We start from the raw sequence: 17,739 nt of genomic DNA, 5'->3' as shown, positions 1-17,739 counted from the left end.
GGGGCGCCATGGCTGACGAGAAGAACGCGGCCGCCCCGGGGGCCCGCCGCCCGCGCGTCGTCTTCATGGGGACGCCGGAGTTCGCCGTGCCGTCCCTCTCCGCGCTCGCCGAGGCGTGCGACGTGGCCCTCGTGGTCACGCGCCCGGACGCCGTGCGCGGGCGCGGACGGCGACTCGAGCCCTCTCCGGTGAAGGCCCGCGCGCTCGAGTTGGGGCTTCCCGTGCTCGAGGCCTCCCGCATGACGCCGGAGACGCTCGCGGCCCTCTCCCAAGCGACGGCAGACGTGTTCTGCGTGGCCGCCTACGGCTGCATCCTGCCGGACGAGGTGCTCACGATGGCACCTGCCGGATGCGTGAACGTGCACGCCTCGCTCCTCCCGCGCTGGCGCGGCGCGGCGCCCATCCAGCGCTCGATTCTCGCCGGGGACGCCGAGACGGGCGTCTCGATCATGCGCATCGGCCATGGCGTGGACACCGGCGCCTACTGCGCGCAGGCCTCGACGGCGGTGGCCGGAAAGACCGCGACCGAGCTCACGCGCGAGCTCGCCCGCCTGGGGGCGGACCTTCTCGTGGAGACGCTCCCCGCCGTGGTGGGCGGCACCGCCTCATGGGTGGAGCAGGACGAGGCGCGCGTCACCCATGCCGCCAAGATCTCCAAGGCCGAGCTCATGCTGGACCCGGCCGACCCCGCTGCCGACAACGTCCTGCGCGTGCTGGCGTCCTCGGACGCCGCGCCGGCCCGCTGCTCGGTGGCGGGCCGCGGCGCCCGCGTCACCCTCGCCCGCCGGGGCGAGGGCAACGTCGGGCCGGGAGAGGTCGCGGCCGCGCACGGGCGCGTCCTTCTCGGCTGCGCCGAGGGCTCGCTCGAGGTCATGCGCGTGAAGCCCGACGGCAAGCGGGAGATGGAGGCATCCGCCTGGGCCGCCGGCCTGCGCGGCGGCCTCTCCTGGGGGCGCGTCTAGGTGGCGCGCGCGACGGCAGCCCGGCGCAGCGCGCTCTCGCTCGTCTCGGAGCGTCGCCGCCGCGACGCCCGCGCCCGCGAGCTGCTGCGCGCATCCGATGAGCTCTCGGCCCTTTCGGAGCGCGAGCGCGCCCAGGCCACGCGCCTCGTGCTCGGGACCGTTGCCGCGGAAGGGGAGCTGGACCGCGTCATCGACGCCCACCTCCGCCGGGGCGCGCGCCTCGAGCCGCGGGTTCGCGACGCTCTGCGCCTCGCCGCCTTCGAGCTCCTCTACCTCGGCACGCGCGACGACGTCTGCGTGAGCCAGGGCGTCGAGCTCGTGCGCGGCGTGTCCCCGCGTGCCGCCGGGCTCGCCAACGCCGTGCTGCGTCGCGTCGCCGAGAAGGACGTCCCCGCGCTCGCCCGAGCGCGGGAGCGCGTCGCGGCCGGGGCCTTTGACGCCCGCGACCTCGCCCGCGTCGGCGCCCTTCCCGAGTGGCTCTGCGCGCGGGCGCTCGCCTCGCTCGGAAACGGGCGCGCCGCCGACTGGGCCGTGACGGCACTCGCCCCCGCCGCCCCCGCCGTCGCCGCAAACCGGGCGCGCTGGAAGGACGACGAGGCCCGCCGCCTGCTCGAGGCCGCCGGCTGCGCGCCCGAGGAGGGGCCGCTGGCCGGGTCGTTCACGCTCGGCGCCCCCGCCCGGCTCGCCGCCTCCGGACTCGTGGAGCGCGTCGACGTGCTGCCGTGCGACCTCGCGGCCCAGGAGGTCGCGCTCGCCTGCTCGCCCGAGCCCGGCTCGCGCGTGCTCGAGGTCGGCCAGGGCAGGGGCACCAAGACCGTGCTGATCGAGGGGGCCTCCGTCTCCGCGGGCGGCCCCTGCGAGATCGTCTCCGTGGAGGTTGACGCCTCCAAGTCCGAGCTCGCCGGGCGCCGCATGGCGGCGGCCGGGATCTCCGAGCACGTCCGCTGCGTCGTGGCCGACGGGCGCGCCCTCGCGGGCGAGGGCCTGCCCGACGACCTTCTCGGCAGCTTCGACCTTGTGTTCGTTGATGCCCCGTGCTCGGGGTCGGGCACGCTCGCGCGCCATCCGGAGATCGCGTGGTCGCTTCGCGAGGAGGCGCTCCCCGGCCTCGCCGCGCTCCAGGCGGACATCCTGCGCGCCGCGTCGGCGCGCGTGGCGCCGGGCGGGCTCGTCGTCTACTCGACCTGCTCGGTCCTCGCCGAGGAGGACGAGCGCGTCGTGGAGGCGCTTCTCTCCTGCCCCACGGGCGGGCGGTTCGAGCTGCTCGACGCCCGCCGCACCGACCAGCCGGGCTCGGACACCCACTTCGTGGCGCGCCTGCGTCGCCGGTAGGGCGCGCCCGCGCGCCGACCCGTCGCCGCTCCGGGCAAACTTCTGCACATTGTGCCGTGCCCGAGGACCACGTCGGTACGCCCGACGTCTTCACCTGCGATAACGCAACGAGAGACCGTTCTTCTCGCCAGCAATATGCAGAAGTTTGGATACTCCGCCCCGAGCCCCGTCGGGGCTGCTTAGTCTTTTGGGGTCGTTGCGGGATTTCGGCGGGCGCGCGTTAGGGAATGGCGGCCGTTGCAGGAGGCGTCGGGGCGAGAAGGGCCATCGGGCCGCCGTTTGCTAGGGATTGCCGGCCGTTGTGGCACGTGCTCCTCAACGGGCGGCGATTCCTAATCGGCCGACGGCACCGTCGCGCAACGACCCCGAGTCTCTAACCCGAGTGCCCGGTATTCCCGCAACGACCGGCGATTCCTAAGCGCGCGGCGCCCGCCTTAGAAATAGCTAAGCCCCTCCCGAGTTCCATGGTGAACTGCCTCCCATTTCTTGGACAAGGAAATTGAAGTCCGAGAGATGGGAGGCTTCTTCATGTCCGTCGACCTGAGATTGAGGCACGACCGCTCGCTGCGCGAGCGCGCAGCCGAGATGTTCGAGAGGGGCCTCGGCTACAAATCCGCCGCCAGAGAGCTTGGCGTGCCGGACGAGGCCGTGAGAAACTGGCAGAAGACGTACCGCGCGACCGGGAGGGACGGACTTCTCGCCATGGGTGGAGGACAGGCAAGATACGACTACGAGACCAAGGTCGCCGCGGCGAGCGCCGTGGTCGACGGCGGCATGGCGAAGCCCGAGGCGATGGAGCGCTTCGGGATCGCGAGCGCGACGCCGCTGAAGCAGTGGTGCCGCCTGTACCGCGAGGGCGGCGCGGAGGCGCTCCGGCCCAGGCCCAAGGGCAGGCCCAGGGGACCCGGCGCGAAGGGCGCGCCCAAGACCCGCGAGCAGGAGCTCGAGGAGCGCGTCCGCAGGCCCGAGGCCCAGGTGGCGTACCTAAAAAATCGATAGCCCTGAAGGCGGAGCTGCGCTCCCGAACCGGGAGAAGGCCCTAGCGGTCGCCGAGCTTTCAGGGCTGGGCCACAGGACGTCCGACCTACTGGAGGCCGCCGGCCTGGCGAGGTCGAGCTACCACTACGCGCTCGCGCACCCCAAGGCCCCAACGAGGCCCGAGCTCCGGCCCAGAGTCGCCGAGATCTTCGGGAGGCTGCCGAACGGCATCGGCCACCGGCAGGTGGCGATGGAGCTGAGGGCGGTCGACGGCGCCCGGATAGCGGACAAGACGGTGCTCAAGATGATGAACGAGATGGGGCTCAGGTGCGGCATACGCCGCGAGACCGACTACCACAGGTACAACTCGTATAGGGGCGAGGTCGGCGAGACCTTCGAGAACGTGCTAGGCCGCGACTTCGCCGCCGACGGCCCGTGGCAGAAGATGGGCACCGACGTCACCGAGTTCAGGCTCTCCTTCGGCAAGGCCTACCTCGCTCCCGTCTACGACTTCGGCAGCAAGGAGATCGTGGCGTGGTCGGTCTCGGAGCACCCGGACCTCGCCCAGCAGGAGGAGATGCTCGGGATGCTCATCGGGGCCAAACCCGAGGGCGCGAGGCCCATCCTGCACTCCGACATGGGCTGGCAGTACCAGCACGCGACCTACGTGAAGAGGCTCGAGGAGAACGGCTTCACCCAGAGCATGTCGCGCAAGGGCAACTGCATCGACAACGGGGCCACCGAGCAGGTCTTCGGCTACCTGAAGGACGAGTTCTTCAGGGGCAGGGACTGGGGCACGTTCGAGGAGTTTAAGCGCGACCTGGAGGAGTACATACACCACTGGAACCACGTGAGGCGCCAGGTCAGGCTGAAGGGCCTGACCCCGGTCGAGTTCCGGGAGCAGGCCCTTCGAGCGGCAGCCTAGCGGTTATGATTTAACGCATCCAAGTTTTGGGGCGCAGTTCATGGAGGGCCCGGGAGGGCACGCTATTGCTTTGGTTCGGGTGTCGAGTTGTACGTGCTGAACGACCCTTGTCCTATGCTGTCCAATGCATAGTGCCAAAGTTAACATTCACCTCGTATACATTGACTTGACCTCCGTCAGCCTGTTCGTGGAACACTACCTGTCCGTTTGCGGTTGCCGCTATTGTTTTGGTGCCTTCGGACCATGCTCGTGCGCCGTTTTGTCTCCAAGAATAGAAATTTGATGCTTCTCCAGTTCGATAGGTAGTACAGCCACTTACAGACATGATTTGGTTGTACTGCAGATCTATCACCGCACTTGCCTCCATACGGATGGTGGCATAGCAGCTTGGCCTGTTGTTGGGTGATACTACTCTCTCGGTATGATAGGTTTTATTTATGGGCATGGGCGTCCGATTTACTGACTGCGGTGAGAGATTTCTGAGAAGCTCTGTCGTACTATCTTGGACGGCTACTTCCCTGACGGGTTCCTCGCAAATCTGTGAGATCTCTTTTTCGAGCTGTTCTTTCGTATAAGTCTTCGTAGTGTCTGGGTTAATGATGGTGAAGTTGACGCCCCTTTTTGGCTCATCGAAGCTTTTGGTGGGTAGCACGCCCCGTCCCCCGTGACCGCGGGTACCCCGAGCGGTACCATTCTGCCGACGGGCGGAGGAGAGGGGCTCCCACATGGACGCTCAGGCGGTGATGCTGGCGAGGCTCTTCGAGCACTCGATGGGGCTCGGGGAGGAATGGCGGGTCGAGGACGTCTGGTTCGAGTCGCCCGAGTCCGGCGACGAGGAGCTGCACATACGCGTGGGCAGGGTCCCCGGCAGGGCGGTGAGGTGCCCCGAGTGCGGCGCCCGCTGCGGGGTCTACGACGCCCGCGAGCGCACCTGGCGCCACCTCGACATCTGGCAGTTCCGCACCGTCGTGCACTGCCGCGTGCCCCGGGCCGACTGCCCCGAGCACGGCCCCAGGACCGTCCGCATGCCCTGGGAGGTGCGCCCGAACTCCCACTTCACCGCCCTGTTCGAGGCGCAGGTGCTCGTGATGGCGATGTCCGGCGCGACCGTGACGGAGATCGCGCGCCGGGTCCGCGAGTCCGACTCGAGGATATGGGCGATGCTCGGCCGCGCGGTCGCCGAGGCGAGGGCCGGCGCCGACTACTCGGACGTGACGAGGGTCGGCATCGACGACACGGCCCGCGCCCGCGGCCAGCGCTACATATCCGTGATGGCCGACGTCGACGGCCGGCGCGTGGTCGCCGTCACCGAGGGCAGGGACCGCGGCGCGGCCGGCAGGCTCTGCGACCAGCTCGAGGAGCGCGGCGGCGACAGGTCCGCGATCTCCGAGGTGACGCGCGACATGGCGAGCTCCTACTCGCTGGGCTGCGCCGACGCCATGCCGGGCGCCGCCCAGACCGTGGACCGCTTCCACGTCATGCAGCTGCTGACGAGGGCCCTCGACAGGACCAGGAACGCCGAGGCGAGGAGCTGCGAGGAGAAGAGGCGCCTGCTCAGGGGCACCAAGTACGTCTGGCTCAAGCGCCCGGAGAACCTCACCGGGCGGCAGGCCGAGACGAGGGCGTCGCTCGCCTCCGAGCACCTGCTCACGGCGCGCGCCTGCGCGATGGTGGAGGCGGTCCGCGCGGTCTACTCGTGCGCGACCAGGGAGGAGGCCGCAGCCGAGCTCGACCGGGCGATCTCCTGGATCATGCACTCGAACGTGCCCCTGATGAAGGCGGCGGCGCGGACGATCCGCGACGAGCGGGAGGGCGTTCTCAACTGGTTCTCCGCGAGGTCCTCGAACGGCTTCCTGGAGGGCATGAACTCGATCATACAGTCGCTCAAGAGGGCGTCCAGGGGCTTCAGGAACGTCGGCTACTTCACAACGATGATCTTCCTCAGGCTGGGGAGGCTGGATTTCTCGGCCCGGCCCGCGTCGGCATGTGCTACCCACTAGAAACGCGGAAGAGCCCCCTTTTTGAGTATTCCGAACGGAGGGTTGCATAGTATTCCTCAAAGGAAATAACGCCGTTGACTGAGTCCGCGATTTCCCCCGCCTGCGCGGTCATTGGGGAAATAACGATACCCATGACGAAGAGAAGGCAAATAATAAAATCCAGCTATTTGTTTTTCGGTTTCAAGACGTGCTCCTTTCGCTTATCGTGCTGTGAACTTGCCGATTTGTATCGAGCCCATCTCCCTCCTCCCGTTGGCCTCCCAGACAATCACGTAACCATCGGGGCTTCTCGCGCCGCTTAAGAAGTCTTCTTTCCTGATGTAGCCGGCCTCTCCATATGTGTTCCAGGACGTTGACGTTGTCGCAATGAGGTCGGGCAGGCATTCACGCATATCGGATTCCGTTACAGAGGGATGCTCAAGAAACTCGTCCCATGGTTCGGGCAGGTTAGCGCGTTCGATTGAGCCAAAGGTCTGGTCATTCTCGTTGATTGCATAAAGGACGCCGTTGACGCTGCGCATGCCCACGGCCTCGCCGCTCAGGAATTCCCTAATGGCGTCGACTGGGAGAAAAGTTTCAGCGATTGCGAGAAGCGCGGCGACGGCAATTACCGTGACCATGCATCCGAGAGCGAGACGCTTTCCCCTCCTCTGCCTCCTCTCACGTTCCGCGCATTCGCCTTCGAGCATGGAGAGGAGCTCCTCTCGTGAGCGAACGCCGAGGAGCCGGTACCCGTTGGACCTCGCGCATCCGACGGTACCAGGCGCCACGCAGAGCTCCCGGGCAATCTCTGTCGTGGGAACTCCCGCCGCAGCACGTGCGAGGACGTCGAGCTGGGTGTCCGAAAGGCCCCTGTTCTCAAGGGCGCTGCGAAAGCCCTCGATATTGTTCGCGAGCTCGTTCACGTCCTTGTCGCCATGTGGCCCGTAGCGTCGCACGAGCTCGCGTCCGTCCTCCACGCCGAGCTTGTGATACGCCCGTTGCCTGAAGCCACCCACCGTTGATGCCTCAATGCCCATCTCCCTCGCCGCCATCTCAGCGGTCATGCCGGCGAGTACGGAGCGCGCGGCGTCGACCTCTCGCTCAGTGAGGCCATGCTCAGAGAACGAGCGCTCGGCCTCGTCGGAGGCGTGCGGAATCCCGGGCGTCTCATGGGTGGAACGTCGCTGGTCGCTCATGGTAGCTCCTATCACCTAGGCCTCTTTCGAGCATCGTATATCCCCGTAGTGAGGAGGTCTGTGCTAAGAGGGCATGAATCCCGATTGCCACGGGTTTTGATGTGCGATGGGTCAATCTTCTCGACGTCGCCGAGGCATATCCTGCATTGTAGGAGGCGCGATTCCCGGCGCACTATGGCAGCAATGTACAGAAGTTCGGGTGCTCGGCGGGGACGGCGGGCCCTCAGTCGGCGAGCCCCTCCCAGCCCTCGATCCAGAGGTCGGCCGCGCGACGCAGCTCGCGGGCGGGCTGGCGCGGGTCCTCGCAGCGCACGGCCACCGTCGTCATGCCGGCGCGGGCGGCCGAGAGCGTGCCGGGCAGTATGTCCTCGAAGACGCAGCACGCGCCCGGCGCCGCGCCCAGGCGGCGGGACGCCTCGAGGTAGATGTCGGGGTGGTCCTTCCCGCGCGCGACCTCGCGCCCGCAGACCACCTCGTCGAAGAGGCCGTAGACGTCCACGTGCCGCATGGCGCCCAGCACGTGCGGGTCGTTTGTGGTGGCAAGGGCCAGCGGTACGCCCGCCTCCCGGAGCGCGCGCAGGTAGGCCTCGGCGCCCGGGCGCAGGCGGACCTCCTCCTCGTAGAGCGCCGCACCTAGGCGGTTCCACTCGTCCACGATGTCGGACACCTCGTCGCGCAGGCGGTAGCGCTCGACGCACCAGCGGGCCCCGGCGGAAAACCCGAGCGTGGCGAGCGTGGCGGAGGCATCCTCGTCGAAGGGCAGCCCGCGCGTGGAGAAGAAGATCTCGTCGACGCGCCGCCAGAGGTGCCAGGTCTCCGCGAGCGTCCCGTCGAAGTCGAAGATGCCCGCCGAGAAGGACGGCGGGAGGAGCGAGGGCGCGGCCATCAGCGGTCCGGCTCGTCCTCGACGGAGCGGAGCATGCCGAAGTAGACGTCGTCGCGCGAGATCATGCAGAGCTTTCGCAGGAGGTCGCGCGCCACGCGGAAGATGCCGGCGTCCGTGGCGGCGCGCGTGGCCTCGAGGAAGGCTGCGCTCACGGTCTCGGTCGGGGCGAGCGGGATCCCGGCCGCCTCCAGGAGTGAGTCCGCCTGGTCGGGCGAGAGCTCGCCTCCCGCCGAGGCCCCAGCCTGGCCGATGAGGGCCGCCATGGCGAGCCGCGCCACGAGCGCGGGCGCGCCGAGGTGGCGGGTCGCGCGCTGGTAGCAGGCCTGAGCGGTGAGCACGTGGCCGCCCTGCCACTGGAGCTGCGCCATGCCCAGGTAGCCGAGGCCGATCGACTCCGGGTCATGCGCGAGCGAGAGCAGGCGGCAGAGCTCGCGCCCGGCGGCCTCGGGGTCGCCCGTCGCCTCGAGGCACTGCGCCAGGTTGAGGCTCGCCTGCGAGGAGAGCGGGGCCACCTCCGCGGCGCGCCGGGCGTGTTCGAGCGCCTCCTCGGCGCGGCCCCGGGCGAGGGCGGAGGCGGCGGCGATGGTGTGGGCCTCGAGGTAGGCGGCGGGGACGAGGGCGCAGCGCTCTCCGGGGGCCGCGATCAGCCGGTTGTAGAGCGCGCGGTCGGCATAGGACCCAAAGCCGCGCCAGACGAGCCCGTCCGACCCGTCGAAGGACCCGAGCCCGTCGATGGGCAGGAGCGCGTCCGTCGCGTACTTCCCCGCGGCCTCGAGGTCGTGCGAGAGCAGCGCGTCGCGCGCCCGGGCGCAGCCGCGCTGGAGGTCGCCGCCCTCCACGAAGGACTCGCCGATGGCGAGGGCGTCGTCCTCCAGCTCTCCGTCGATGAGGCCGGAGACGCAGCGCCGCGCCGCCTCGATGACGTCGGGGTGCCCGTCCTCGCGCGCCGCGGCGAGGATCGCCTGGACGTTCTTCTCGGTGGAGCCCGTCAGGTGGCGCGCGAGCTCGTCGGCGACGTGCCTGCGCCGGGCGCCCTCGTCGATCCCGAGGTCGCTCACGCGCCAGCAGCCGAGCGCGTCGCCGAGCTCGCCGGCGAGCGTCGCCTCGGAGAGCTCGGGGGCGTCGTAGCGCTCGCGCGGGCAGAGCGTCTCGTCGTCGAGGGAGAAGCCCTGGCGGACCGGGGCGAGGCCGCCCGTCTCGTCGGGGGAGATGGCCGCCCCGCAGGAGCGCAGCAGCGCGACGGGGTCGAACGAGCCCCCTCGGTCGAAGGCCTCCAGGGCCTCCCGCGAGATGCGGGCGGAGTAGAGGCAGGCGTGGTCGCGCGCGGTGTCGATGACGCCCGCCACCCAGACCTCGCCGAGCTCGGGGGCGGCGGCCAGGGCGTAGCCCGCCACGAGCGCCGCGAGCCGGGCGTTGTAGGTGCCGGCGGCGCGCCGGCGCATCTGCTCGGTCGCGGGGACCACGCCGAGGCCGTCGACGAAGGCCGAGCGCGGCCACGCCTCCGGCGGGACGAGGTCGAGCTCGAAGGCGGCGACCCCCGCCCGCGCGTTCACGCGGAAGCGCGCCGTGAGGCGGTGGGGGAGGCGGAAGGCCTCGATGCCGTAGGCGAGCGCGTAGCGCACGTCCCACTCCCCTCGCACGGGCCCCTCGAGTCGCTCCGCGACCTCGCGCGCCTGGCCGGCGACGGACCTCGTGACGCGCTGCTCGGCCCGCACGATCGCATCGAGCGGGGCGTCGTTGGGGTTCGCGAGGGCATGGGCCGCGAGAAGGACGGAGTTGAGCGCGGACTCGACCTGCAGGACGCGGAGCTTGGCGAGGTAGCTGACCCGCTCCTCCTCGATGCGCAGGTAGAAGAGGCCCGAGGTGCGCGGGCGTACCACGCGGACGCCCGGAAGCTCGACGTCTGCCTCCAGGAGGCCCGCCTCCACGAGCCTCGTGGCGAGATGCACCTCGAGCGGGCTCGGCAGCAGCTTGGGCGCCTCGCCCGGGAGCTCGGGCGCCCCGGTCGCCCCGACCCGCGCGCGGACGTCGACGACGAGCCCCGCGAGAAGGGCCATGGGGTCGGGGGACGAGGCGAGGGAGCGCGAGAGCCCCTCGAGGTCGAGGACGGTGGTGTTGCCACCCGCCGGGTCCTTCTCGGCATCCTGGCCGGCGGGGCCCGCCCCTTCGGGCGACGCCTCGCCCCCGTCTTCGTCCCCCACGTTCACGAGCGCGGCGAAGAGCCTCCCGAGCCGTCCCGTCCGCTCCTCCTCTGCCATGGCCTTGCCCCCTCTCGTCCCCTTGCCGTCCCTCGCGCGGCCTAGCGCGCGCCCCTCCCGCCGGGGCCGACCCTCCTGATGAAGAGCCCGCTTCTGAGCTTTGGCTCGAGCCAGGTCGACTTGGGCGGCATGAGCCTCCCGGCGTCGGCCACGGACATGAGCTCCCCCATGGAGACCGGGAAGAGCGAGAACGCGACGCCCCGCTCGCCCGCGCGCCGCGCGAGCGCCTCGGGGCCCTCGGCGCCGCCCACGAACGAGATGCGCCCGTCGGAGCGCGGGTCCCCGATGCCGAGGACGGGGCCGAGCACCCGGTCCTGCAGTATGGCGACGTCGAGGCCGTCGACCGGATCGTCCGACCGCGCGTCCCCGAGGGAGAGCTCACGCCACGCCCCGAACGCGCGCATGCCCACCTGCCCGCGCCGCGCCGGGCACACCGGCGCCTCCTGGCGCCCCCCGACGGTGACGCCCGCCGCCTCGAGCGCCGCCACGAGCCCGCCCTCGTCGAGCCCGTTTGTGTCCGCGACCACGCGGTCGTACGGGAGCACGGCGAGCTGGCTCGCGGGGAAGAGGGCGCAGAGCAGGAAGTTGTAGGGCTCGGTGCCGGACAGGCCCGAGCCCGCCTCCTCGCGCATGCGCCGGCAGACGCCCGCCGCCGCGGCGGCGCGGTGGTGCCCGTCGACGATGTAGGCGCGGTCCACCTGGCCGAGCATCGCGCGGAAGCTCTCGACGGCCGCCGGGCGCGCCACGCGCCAGACCGTCTGGCGGACGCCCTCCCCGTCGGTGAAGTCGTAGAGGGGGTCGGCCGCCTTCGCGGCCTCCACGAGGATGTCCATGACCGCGTTGTCGCGGTAGGCGAGAAAGACGGGGCCGGTCTGGCAGCCCGTCGCCTCGATGTGGCGGGCGCGGTCGGCCTCCTTCTCCGGGCGGGTGAGCTCGTGCGCCCGCACGGTCCCGTCCGCGAGGTCGTCCATCGCCACCCCGGCGACGATGCCGGTCTGCTCGCGGCCGTCCCTGCGCAGGCGGTAGAGGTAGTAGCAGGGCGTGGCGTCGCGCAGGAGCGTCCCGTCGGCGACGCGCTCGGCGAGCAGGTCGCGGGCGTGCTCGTAGACGTCCTCCGCGTACGGGTCGTGCCCGGGCGGGAAGGCGGTCTCCGGGCGGTCGATCGCCAGGAAGGAGCGCGGGTGCTCGGACGCGTACGCGGCGGCCCCGTTGCGGTCGAACACGTCATAGGGCGGCGCGGCGAACTCCGGGGCGGCGTCCGGTCGCGGGCGGTGGCAGGTTATGGGCTCAGCGTGCATGGGGCCTCCTCGCTTGCGTATGAGGACATGATACCCCGCGGGCGCGCTCCGTCGCCCGCCCGCTCCCTCCGCTCGACGCCGCGCCTTGCCGCCCGGCGCCGCCCGGGCCCGCGCTTTGCGCGCCGCCCCCGGCCCGCGCTGTGCGCCCAGACAGAGCGAGCGGACGTTTTTGGCCGCCCGAGGGCGCGTTTTTGTCGATTCGCTCTGTCTGGGCGCGGGGGCATGCTCGACCGCAGCGCGGACCCGGGCCCGCTTGGGCCCGCCGCGCCTTGCCCGCGCGCCGCGCAGGGCGCCGGCAGGGGTGCTACCCTGATACGGACGAAGGGAGGCGCGCATGGCGCTCACAGGCGAGGACGTCACCGGAAGAGGGCTCGTGATCTTCGACTTTGACGGGACGCTTGCGGACACGATAGCCGGCATCATCTCAACGGCTCGCACGGTCCTGCTCCGCCACGGGCTCACCGAGGAGGAGATAGGCGACGTGCGCAGGATCATCGGGCCGCCCTTCCCGCAGGCGTTCTCGAGCGTCTACGGGCTCTCCGAGGAGGAAGCCGCGCAGGTGACCGAGGAGTATCGTGCCATCTACCTGGGCCTCGGCCCTGAGGGATGGCCGCTCTACCCGGGCGTCCGCGAGCTCCTCGTCGACCTGCGCGCCGCGGGCAGGACGCTCGCCGTCGCCTCCTCCAAGCGCCAGAGGATCGTGGAGTGCGCCGTCGCCGACAACGGCGTCGAGGGGCTCTTCCTCGCGGTGCTCGGCAAGGCGTCCGACGCGCAGGGGGACAAGGCCGCGACGATCGGGCGTGTCCTCGAGCGCGCTGGAGTGGGCCCGGGCGAAGCCGTCATGGTGGGGGACCGCCACCATGACGTGGAGGCGGCTGCGGCGTGCGGCGTGCCCTGCGTGGGCGTGACGTACGCGGGCACCGCCGCCCCGGGCGAGCTCGAGGCCGCCGGGGCGTGCGCCGTGGCGGCGAGCGTCGACGAGCTCCGCCGCGCCCTTCTCGGCTCGTGACCGCCGCGCGCGGCCCCCTCCTGCGGCCGTCTCCAGGCGGACCGGGCCATGCCGCTTGCCGAGAAATGCCGGGCCCCGCCGCCGGGATATGGGTAGAAGGACGAGCATAGAGGGATGCGAGGGGCGTCCCGCCGGTCTCGAGAGATGGGAGCAGACATGGCAGACTTTGACGTGACCGAGGGCATCCGCAAGCTCTTCCTGGCCAGCGTGGGCGCGGTTGCCATGGGGGCCGAGAAGTCCCAGGAGGTCGTCGAGGAGCTGGTCAAGAAGGGCGAGCTGACGGTCGAGCAGGGCAAGACGCTCAACCAGGAGCTCACCCGCAAGGCCAAGGAGGTCATCGACGGCGCCGGAGACTCCGCCCTGCGCGCCCGCCTTGAGTCCATGACGCCCGAGGAGCGCGCGGCGTACGCCGCCAAGGTGGCCCAGATGTCCGCGGACATCGACGCGCAGACCGTCACGGTCGACGTCGAGGACGCCGAGGGAGAAGAGGAAGACGCCGAGTAGCGGCTTGGGGAGCACGTGACGGAAGCTCGAAGCGACACAGGCCGGGGTCGCGCCGACGACGCGACCCCGGCTCGGCAGGACCCGCGGGCCACGACGTCGCCCGCGGAGCAGGCGCCCCCCGCGGGCGACGTCCCCCCCGAGGGGGAGGGGCGGCGCGCGTGGGGCTGCGTCATGGGCACCGAGCTGCCCAGGCGGCAGGTCCCCACCACGGCAAAGACCCCGGACGACATCCTGGACGCCTGGTACTCCGCCGTGAGGAAGCGGGAGGAGCAGCGCGACTCGTCGCAGACGATCGGGCTGTTCGGCGGGCGCGCGGACGGGGCGGACGACTACGGCCTCACCACGGGGTCGCGCCTCGCGCGCATCGGCGAGATGGTCAACATCGTCCGACGCTACGACATCTTCCACGGCCTCACGCCGAAGAGCCTGCGGCGCATGCTCGAGGAGCTCGGCCCCACCTTCGTCAAGGCGGGGCAGATCCTCTCCATGCGCTCGGAGATCCTGCCGGAGAGCTTCACGCGCGAGCTCGGGAAGCTCCGCACGAGCGTGGAGCCCATGGACCGCGACACGGTGATCTCCGCCCTGCGCGCCGAGTACGACCGCCCGCTCGAGGACATCTTCGACGCGATCGACGACCGCCCGCTCGGCTCGGCCTCCGTCGCCCAGGTGCACAAGGCGCGCCTCGTGACGGGCGAGGTCGTGGCGGTGAAGCTCCAGCGGCCGCACGTGCAGGAGATCATGGCGCGCGACATCTCCATCATCCGCTCGCTCGCGCGCTACGCGAGCCGCTTCATGGGGGACGAGCAGTTCATCGACCTGCAGTCGGTGGTGGACGAGCTCTGGCAGTCGTTCCGCGAGGAGACGGACTTCCTCGTGGAGGCGCGCAGCCTCGAGGAGTTCCGCCGCAACAACGCGGGCTGCCGGTTCGTCGACTGCCCCAAGCCCTACCCCGCGCTCTGCACGCGGCGCGTGGTGGTCATGGACTACGTCGAGGGCATCCCCATCAACGACACCGCGCGCCTCGTCTCCGAGGGCTACGACCTCGCGGAGATCGGCACCAAGCTCGCGGACAACTACACGAGCCAGATGCTCGACGACGGCTTCTTCCACGCGGATCCTCATCTCGGCAACCTCGTGATCAACGGCGGCAAGATCGTCTACCTCGACCTCGGCATCATGGGCCGCCTCTCCAGCCACGACCGCGGCGCGGTGCGCGACATGGTCTTCGCCGTCGCGCGCTGCGACTCGCCGGCGCTCGCCGACGGCCTGCTGCGCTTCTCGACGTCCGACACCTCGGAGGTCGACCACGCGCACCTGCTCGCCGACCTCGACGCGATCGTCGCCGACTACGGCCTCGCCGACCTCTCCGACCTCGATATCGGCTCGTTCATGAACGCGCTCATCTCCATGGCGCAGAAGAACGGCATCGAGCTCCCGGGGTCGGTCACCATGCTCGCCCGCTCCCTCGTGACGCTCGAGGGCGTGGTGCACACGCTCCTTCCGGATGCCTCGATCGTGGAGATCATCCAGAGCCACCTGCGCGCGCACGCCGCGCCTGACGAGCTCGTGCGCCAGGAGCTCTCGCGCCTCTCGCGCGAGACGGTTGCCGCCACGCACGGCCTGCTCGGGGCGGCGGGCGACCTCAGCCTCATCACGCGCATGCTCACGCGCGGCCAGCTCCGCGTGAACCTCGACCTCGCCGGCACGGCCGACCCGCTCGAGGACCTCTCGCGCATCGCCAACCGCCTCACGATGAGCGTCATCGTGGCGGGCCTGTTCATCGGATCGTCCGTCGTCTACTACGCCCGCATCCAGCCGGTCATCTTTGGCATCCCCATCATCGGCTTCATCGGCTACCTCGCCGCCTTCATCCTCGGCGTGTGGGTCGCGCACGACGTCATCCGCGAGAGCCGCCGTCGCCGGCGCAGGTAGCCTCCCGTTTCGCCGTCGCCGGTCGATGGCCCGCACTGGGCGAGAAGGGCGTGGCGAAAAAAACGCGAGAAGGCCTGCAAGGATTCCCGTCCCTGGCTCGTGTCTGTGATGAGGGGCGAGAGGGTCGCCCCACGGAGCGGGGGAGTGATTGCGATGCTGAGGGGAATCTGCCTGGGGCTTGCCGGCCTCGCCGCGGCGGGGGCGCTCTCGTTGGGATGCCTGGCGACGCCGGCCGCCGCGGCGCGGTCGTCGCTCACGGGCCAGGCGATCGAGCGCAGGGTCGACGCCGCCACGGACCGATGCGTCTACGTGGACGTGGACGCCGACGGGGTGTGCGACAACCGCGAGGACGGGACGTGCGCCGGGAGGGGCTGCGGACGTGGCCACCATTCCGGCCGGGGCTGCGGCTCCGGCGTGCGGAGCGGCCGCGGCGGGGCGCATCGTTGCTGGTAGCATGATGGAGGGAAGCGAGGGGGAGGTCACGTGCGCGACGCGGCGGACATAGAGCGCGCCATGGGCGCCCACGCCGACGCAGTGTGGCGCGCCTGCCTCGTCTACCTGCCCGCTGCGGATGCCGAGGACGTCTTCCAGGAGACCTTCCTCAAGTACGCGCTGCACGACGGGCCGTTCCGCGACGACGCCCACGCCCGCGCCTGGCTCCTGCGCGTGGCCATCAACGGCTGCAAGGACGCCCTGCGCGCGGCCCGGAGGCGCGACGTCTCGCTCGACGAGCGCATGGAGCGGCTCGGCGAGGGGGCCGTCGACGCCGAGGTGCCCTCCGAGCTCGGCCTGCGCGAGGTGCTCGACGCCATGTCCGCGCTCGGGGACCCGCCCCGGACCCAGCTCTACCTCGCCCTGTGCGAGGGATACACCGCGCGCGAGATAGCCGGGATCTGCGACATGCCCGTGGGCACGGTCTACTCCTGGATCTCGCGGGGGAAGCGCAGGCTCAGGGAGGTGCTGTCATGAGGGAGGGTGCCGCCGAGAGGCGCGTGCGCGAGGCGTTCGCGTCCGTCCATGCCCCCGAGGGCGTCAAGGCCCGCGCGCTTGCCGCGATCGAGGCCCGCCACGGCGAGGGGGAGCGCGCCGACGCGCCCGCGCCCGCCGCGAGCGTCGCCGCGACGGGGTCGCGTCCTTCTCGCCCGCGCGCCCGGCGCCGCGCGCGACTGCTGCTCGCCGCCTGCCTCGTGGTCGCCGCGGTGGGCGCGGGCCTTCTCGGGCTTGCCGTCGCCACCCCGACCGCGTACGTGGACATCGACGTGAACCCCTCGATCGAGCTCGGCCTCAACCGCTTCGACCACGTGGTCAGCGCGCGGGGCCTCAACGAGGACGGGGAGGACGTGCTCTCCGCCACGGACGTGACGTGGATGGGGTACGAGGATGCCGTGCGCGCGCTCGTCGAGGGCATGGAGGCCGCCGGCTACCTCACGGCGGACTCGGCGGTGAGCGTGACCGTGAGCTGCGGGGACGATGCCCAGTACGGCGCCATCGAGGATGCGAGCCATCGGTGCCTGGGCGCCTCCGCCGCCGAGGTGAGCTGCTCGCACGCGAGCGAGGAGGAGCACCATGCCGCGCACGAGGAGGGGCTCGGCGTGGGGAAGTGGCGCGTCTGGCGCGAGCTCGTGGACGCGGGCTCCGACCTCACCGCCGAGGATGCGGCGGACATGAGCGTGCGCGAGCTCGCGGAGCTGCTGGAGGGCGCGGGGTCCTCTTCCAGCCATCACGGAGGGCGGCACCGGGGGCGGGCCGGGCACGACTGACCCGCCGACCCGCCGCGTTTGCATGTGCAAACGCGGCGGGCGCCTCCTCTTCGGCGACGTTTCCGCAGGTCGGTTCTTCTCGCCCCGCCCTGGCGTGACGTTTGCTCGTGCAAACGCGGCGGCCGCGGATGGCTGCTCGCGCAAACGTGGCGTCGCACGCTTGCCGACGTGTCCCCCGCGCGCGGCGACCCCGGCGCTACAGTTGAGCCATCGGGAGCATGCGAGAAAGGGGAGACCATGAGGGACGAAAGCTGCGCATACTGCATGATTGGCGAGAAGGACGAGCTGGTGGGCGCCTTCGGCATCCCCATACGCGAGCTGCCGGCAAGCCAGCTGATACTCTTCAGGGAGCAGAGCCACCGCGGCCGGTGCATCGTGGCCTCCAGGCGCCACGTCGACGACATCAGCGACCTCACCGAGGAGGAGTCGGCCGCCTTCATGGCCGACGTCCGCCACGTGGCCTCCGCGCTGCATCGGGCCTTCTCTCCCGACAAGATCAACTTCGGGGCGTATGGAGACACGATGCATCACCTGCACTTCCACCTCGTGCCCAAGTACGCGGACGACCCCTTCGAGTTCGGCGACGTGTTCGCGATGAACCCGGGCCGCGTGACGCTCTCCGACGCCGAGTATGCCGAGCTCATCGACAAGATCTCTGCCGCCCTGTAGCGCTCTCGGCATGACAAAGGTGACAGGGTCAACTGTCAGGTTTTTCCT

16 protein-coding genes are annotated in these 17,739 nt (G+C 70.7%); 12 read left to right on the top strand and 4 right to left on the bottom strand.

All coding sequences use genetic code 11. From position 1 onward, the window contains the following. Positions 1-8 precede the first annotated feature (8 nt). The 5 genes from fmt (at position 9) to BQ7391_RS10135 (ending at position 6,197) form a co-directional block, all read left to right on the top strand. Positions 9-962, top strand: coding sequence for a methionyl-tRNA formyltransferase (gene fmt / locus BQ7391_RS10155; RefSeq protein ID WP_075280502.1), 954 nt, complete (start codon positions 9-11; stop codon positions 960-962). Continuing rightward, entirely contained in the window at positions 963-2,294 is a 1,332-nt protein-coding gene (locus BQ7391_RS10150; RefSeq protein WP_075280501.1) for an RsmB/NOP family class I SAM-dependent RNA methyltransferase, read from the top strand. A 528-nt stretch (positions 2,295-2,822) separates the two neighbouring features. Further along, positions 2,823-3,293 (top strand): helix-turn-helix domain-containing protein, encoded by a 471-nt coding sequence (locus BQ7391_RS10145; RefSeq protein ID WP_235858661.1) that lies wholly within the window; start codon positions 2,823-2,825, stop codon positions 3,291-3,293. Then, positions 3,286-4,197 (top strand): IS3 family transposase, encoded by a 912-nt coding sequence (locus BQ7391_RS10140; protein WP_075280500.1) that lies wholly within the window; start codon positions 3,286-3,288, stop codon positions 4,195-4,197. Before BQ7391_RS10145 ends, BQ7391_RS10140 begins: the two co-directional genes overlap by 8 nt. A 725-nt stretch (positions 4,198-4,922) precedes the next feature. Further along, positions 4,923-6,197: an ISL3 family transposase gene (locus BQ7391_RS10135; protein ID WP_075279643.1), complete on the top strand. Its 1,275-nt coding sequence runs from the start codon at positions 4,923-4,925 to the stop codon at positions 6,195-6,197. 200 nt (positions 6,198-6,397) lie between these two features. Here BQ7391_RS10135 and BQ7391_RS10130 read toward each other — a convergent pair whose 3' ends face one another. The 4 genes from BQ7391_RS10130 to BQ7391_RS10115 form a co-directional block, all read right to left on the bottom strand. Then, a complete protein-coding gene (locus BQ7391_RS10130; protein WP_075280499.1) occupies positions 6,398-7,375 on the bottom strand; it encodes a helix-turn-helix transcriptional regulator in 978 nt (325 codons plus the stop codon). A 223-nt stretch (positions 7,376-7,598) separates the two neighbouring features. Further along, the gene (locus tag BQ7391_RS10125) at positions 7,599-8,261 is read right to left on the bottom strand and encodes an HAD family hydrolase (RefSeq protein ID WP_075280498.1); all 663 of its coding nucleotides are present in this window, start codon (positions 8,259-8,261) and stop codon (positions 7,599-7,601) included. After that, positions 8,261-10,519, bottom strand: coding sequence for a tetratricopeptide repeat protein (locus tag BQ7391_RS12695; protein WP_075280497.1), 2,259 nt, complete (start codon positions 10,517-10,519; stop codon positions 8,261-8,263). The genes BQ7391_RS10125 and BQ7391_RS12695 overlap by 1 nt, the downstream gene beginning before the upstream one ends. A 41-nt stretch (positions 10,520-10,560) precedes the next feature. Next, positions 10,561-11,817 carry a DUF1015 domain-containing protein gene (locus tag BQ7391_RS10115; protein WP_075280496.1) on the bottom strand — a complete coding sequence of 419 codons (1,257 nt, stop codon included), beginning with the start codon at positions 11,815-11,817 and terminating at the stop codon, positions 10,561-10,563. Between the two features lie 334 nt (positions 11,818-12,151). On the opposite strand from BQ7391_RS10115, the gene BQ7391_RS10110 reads away from it, so the two are divergent. The 7 genes from BQ7391_RS10110 (at position 12,152) to BQ7391_RS10080 (ending at position 17,691) form a co-directional block, all read left to right on the top strand. Next, on the top strand, positions 12,152-12,826 hold the full coding sequence (locus BQ7391_RS10110; RefSeq protein ID WP_075280495.1) for an HAD family hydrolase: 675 nt from the start codon (positions 12,152-12,154) through the stop codon (positions 12,824-12,826). Between the two features lie 156 nt (positions 12,827-12,982). Continuing rightward, a complete protein-coding gene (locus BQ7391_RS10105; protein WP_075280494.1) occupies positions 12,983-13,330 on the top strand; it encodes a phasin family protein in 348 nt (115 codons plus the stop codon). A 171-nt stretch (positions 13,331-13,501) separates the two neighbouring features. Continuing rightward, complete coding sequence (locus BQ7391_RS10100) at positions 13,502-15,262, top strand: ABC1 kinase family protein (RefSeq protein WP_083662195.1); 1,761 nt, start codon at positions 13,502-13,504, stop codon at positions 15,260-15,262. A gap of 153 nt (positions 15,263-15,415) precedes the next feature. Continuing rightward, positions 15,416-15,715, top strand: a complete 300-nt coding sequence (locus BQ7391_RS10095) for a hypothetical protein (protein WP_075280493.1) — start codon at positions 15,416-15,418, stop codon at positions 15,713-15,715. 30 nt (positions 15,716-15,745) lie between these two features. After that, entirely contained in the window at positions 15,746-16,231 is a 486-nt protein-coding gene (locus BQ7391_RS10090) for an RNA polymerase sigma factor (RefSeq protein WP_200799608.1), read from the top strand. Continuing rightward, positions 16,228-17,022 (top strand): anti-sigma-I factor RsgI family protein, encoded by a 795-nt coding sequence (locus BQ7391_RS10085; protein WP_075280492.1) that lies wholly within the window; start codon positions 16,228-16,230, stop codon positions 17,020-17,022. The genes BQ7391_RS10090 and BQ7391_RS10085 overlap by 4 nt, the downstream gene beginning before the upstream one ends. A gap of 237 nt (positions 17,023-17,259) precedes the next feature. After that, on the top strand, positions 17,260-17,691 hold the full coding sequence (locus tag BQ7391_RS10080) for an HIT family protein (RefSeq protein WP_075280491.1): 432 nt from the start codon (positions 17,260-17,262) through the stop codon (positions 17,689-17,691). Positions 17,692-17,739: the final 48 nt, after the last annotated feature.

This window comes from Thermophilibacter provencensis (assembly GCF_900128445.1).
GTDB classification, from domain to species: domain Bacteria; phylum Actinomycetota; class Coriobacteriia; order Coriobacteriales; family Atopobiaceae; genus Thermophilibacter; species Thermophilibacter provencensis.
Note: the sequence above shows the minus strand (reverse complement) of the source record. Positions and strands in the feature narration are given on the sequence as shown.

Coding starts and splice junctions, on each gene's coding strand:
- fmt (WP_075280502.1), top strand. CDS start 9: ATGGCTGACGAGAAGAACGCGGCCGCCCCGGGGGCCCGCCGCCCGCGC.
- BQ7391_RS10115 (WP_075280496.1), bottom strand. CDS start 11,817: ATGCACGCTGAGCCCATAACCTGCCACCGCCCGCGACCGGACGCCGCC.
- BQ7391_RS10105 (WP_075280494.1), top strand. CDS start 12,983: ATGGCAGACTTTGACGTGACCGAGGGCATCCGCAAGCTCTTCCTGGCC.
- BQ7391_RS10085 (WP_075280492.1), top strand. CDS start 16,228: ATGAGGGAGGGTGCCGCCGAGAGGCGCGTGCGCGAGGCGTTCGCGTCC.
- BQ7391_RS10110 (WP_075280495.1), top strand. CDS start 12,152: ATGGCGCTCACAGGCGAGGACGTCACCGGAAGAGGGCTCGTGATCTTC.
- BQ7391_RS10100 (WP_083662195.1), top strand. CDS start 13,502: ATGGGCACCGAGCTGCCCAGGCGGCAGGTCCCCACCACGGCAAAGACC.
- BQ7391_RS10135 (WP_075279643.1), top strand. CDS start 4,923: ATGGACGCTCAGGCGGTGATGCTGGCGAGGCTCTTCGAGCACTCGATG.
- BQ7391_RS10145 (WP_235858661.1), top strand. CDS start 2,823: ATGTCCGTCGACCTGAGATTGAGGCACGACCGCTCGCTGCGCGAGCGC.
- BQ7391_RS10080 (WP_075280491.1), top strand. CDS start 17,260: ATGAGGGACGAAAGCTGCGCATACTGCATGATTGGCGAGAAGGACGAG.
- BQ7391_RS10095 (WP_075280493.1), top strand. CDS start 15,416: ATGCTGAGGGGAATCTGCCTGGGGCTTGCCGGCCTCGCCGCGGCGGGG.
- BQ7391_RS10130 (WP_075280499.1), bottom strand. CDS start 7,375: ATGAGCGACCAGCGACGTTCCACCCATGAGACGCCCGGGATTCCGCAC.
- BQ7391_RS12695 (WP_075280497.1), bottom strand. CDS start 10,519: ATGGCAGAGGAGGAGCGGACGGGACGGCTCGGGAGGCTCTTCGCCGCG.
- BQ7391_RS10125 (WP_075280498.1), bottom strand. CDS start 8,261: ATGGCCGCGCCCTCGCTCCTCCCGCCGTCCTTCTCGGCGGGCATCTTC.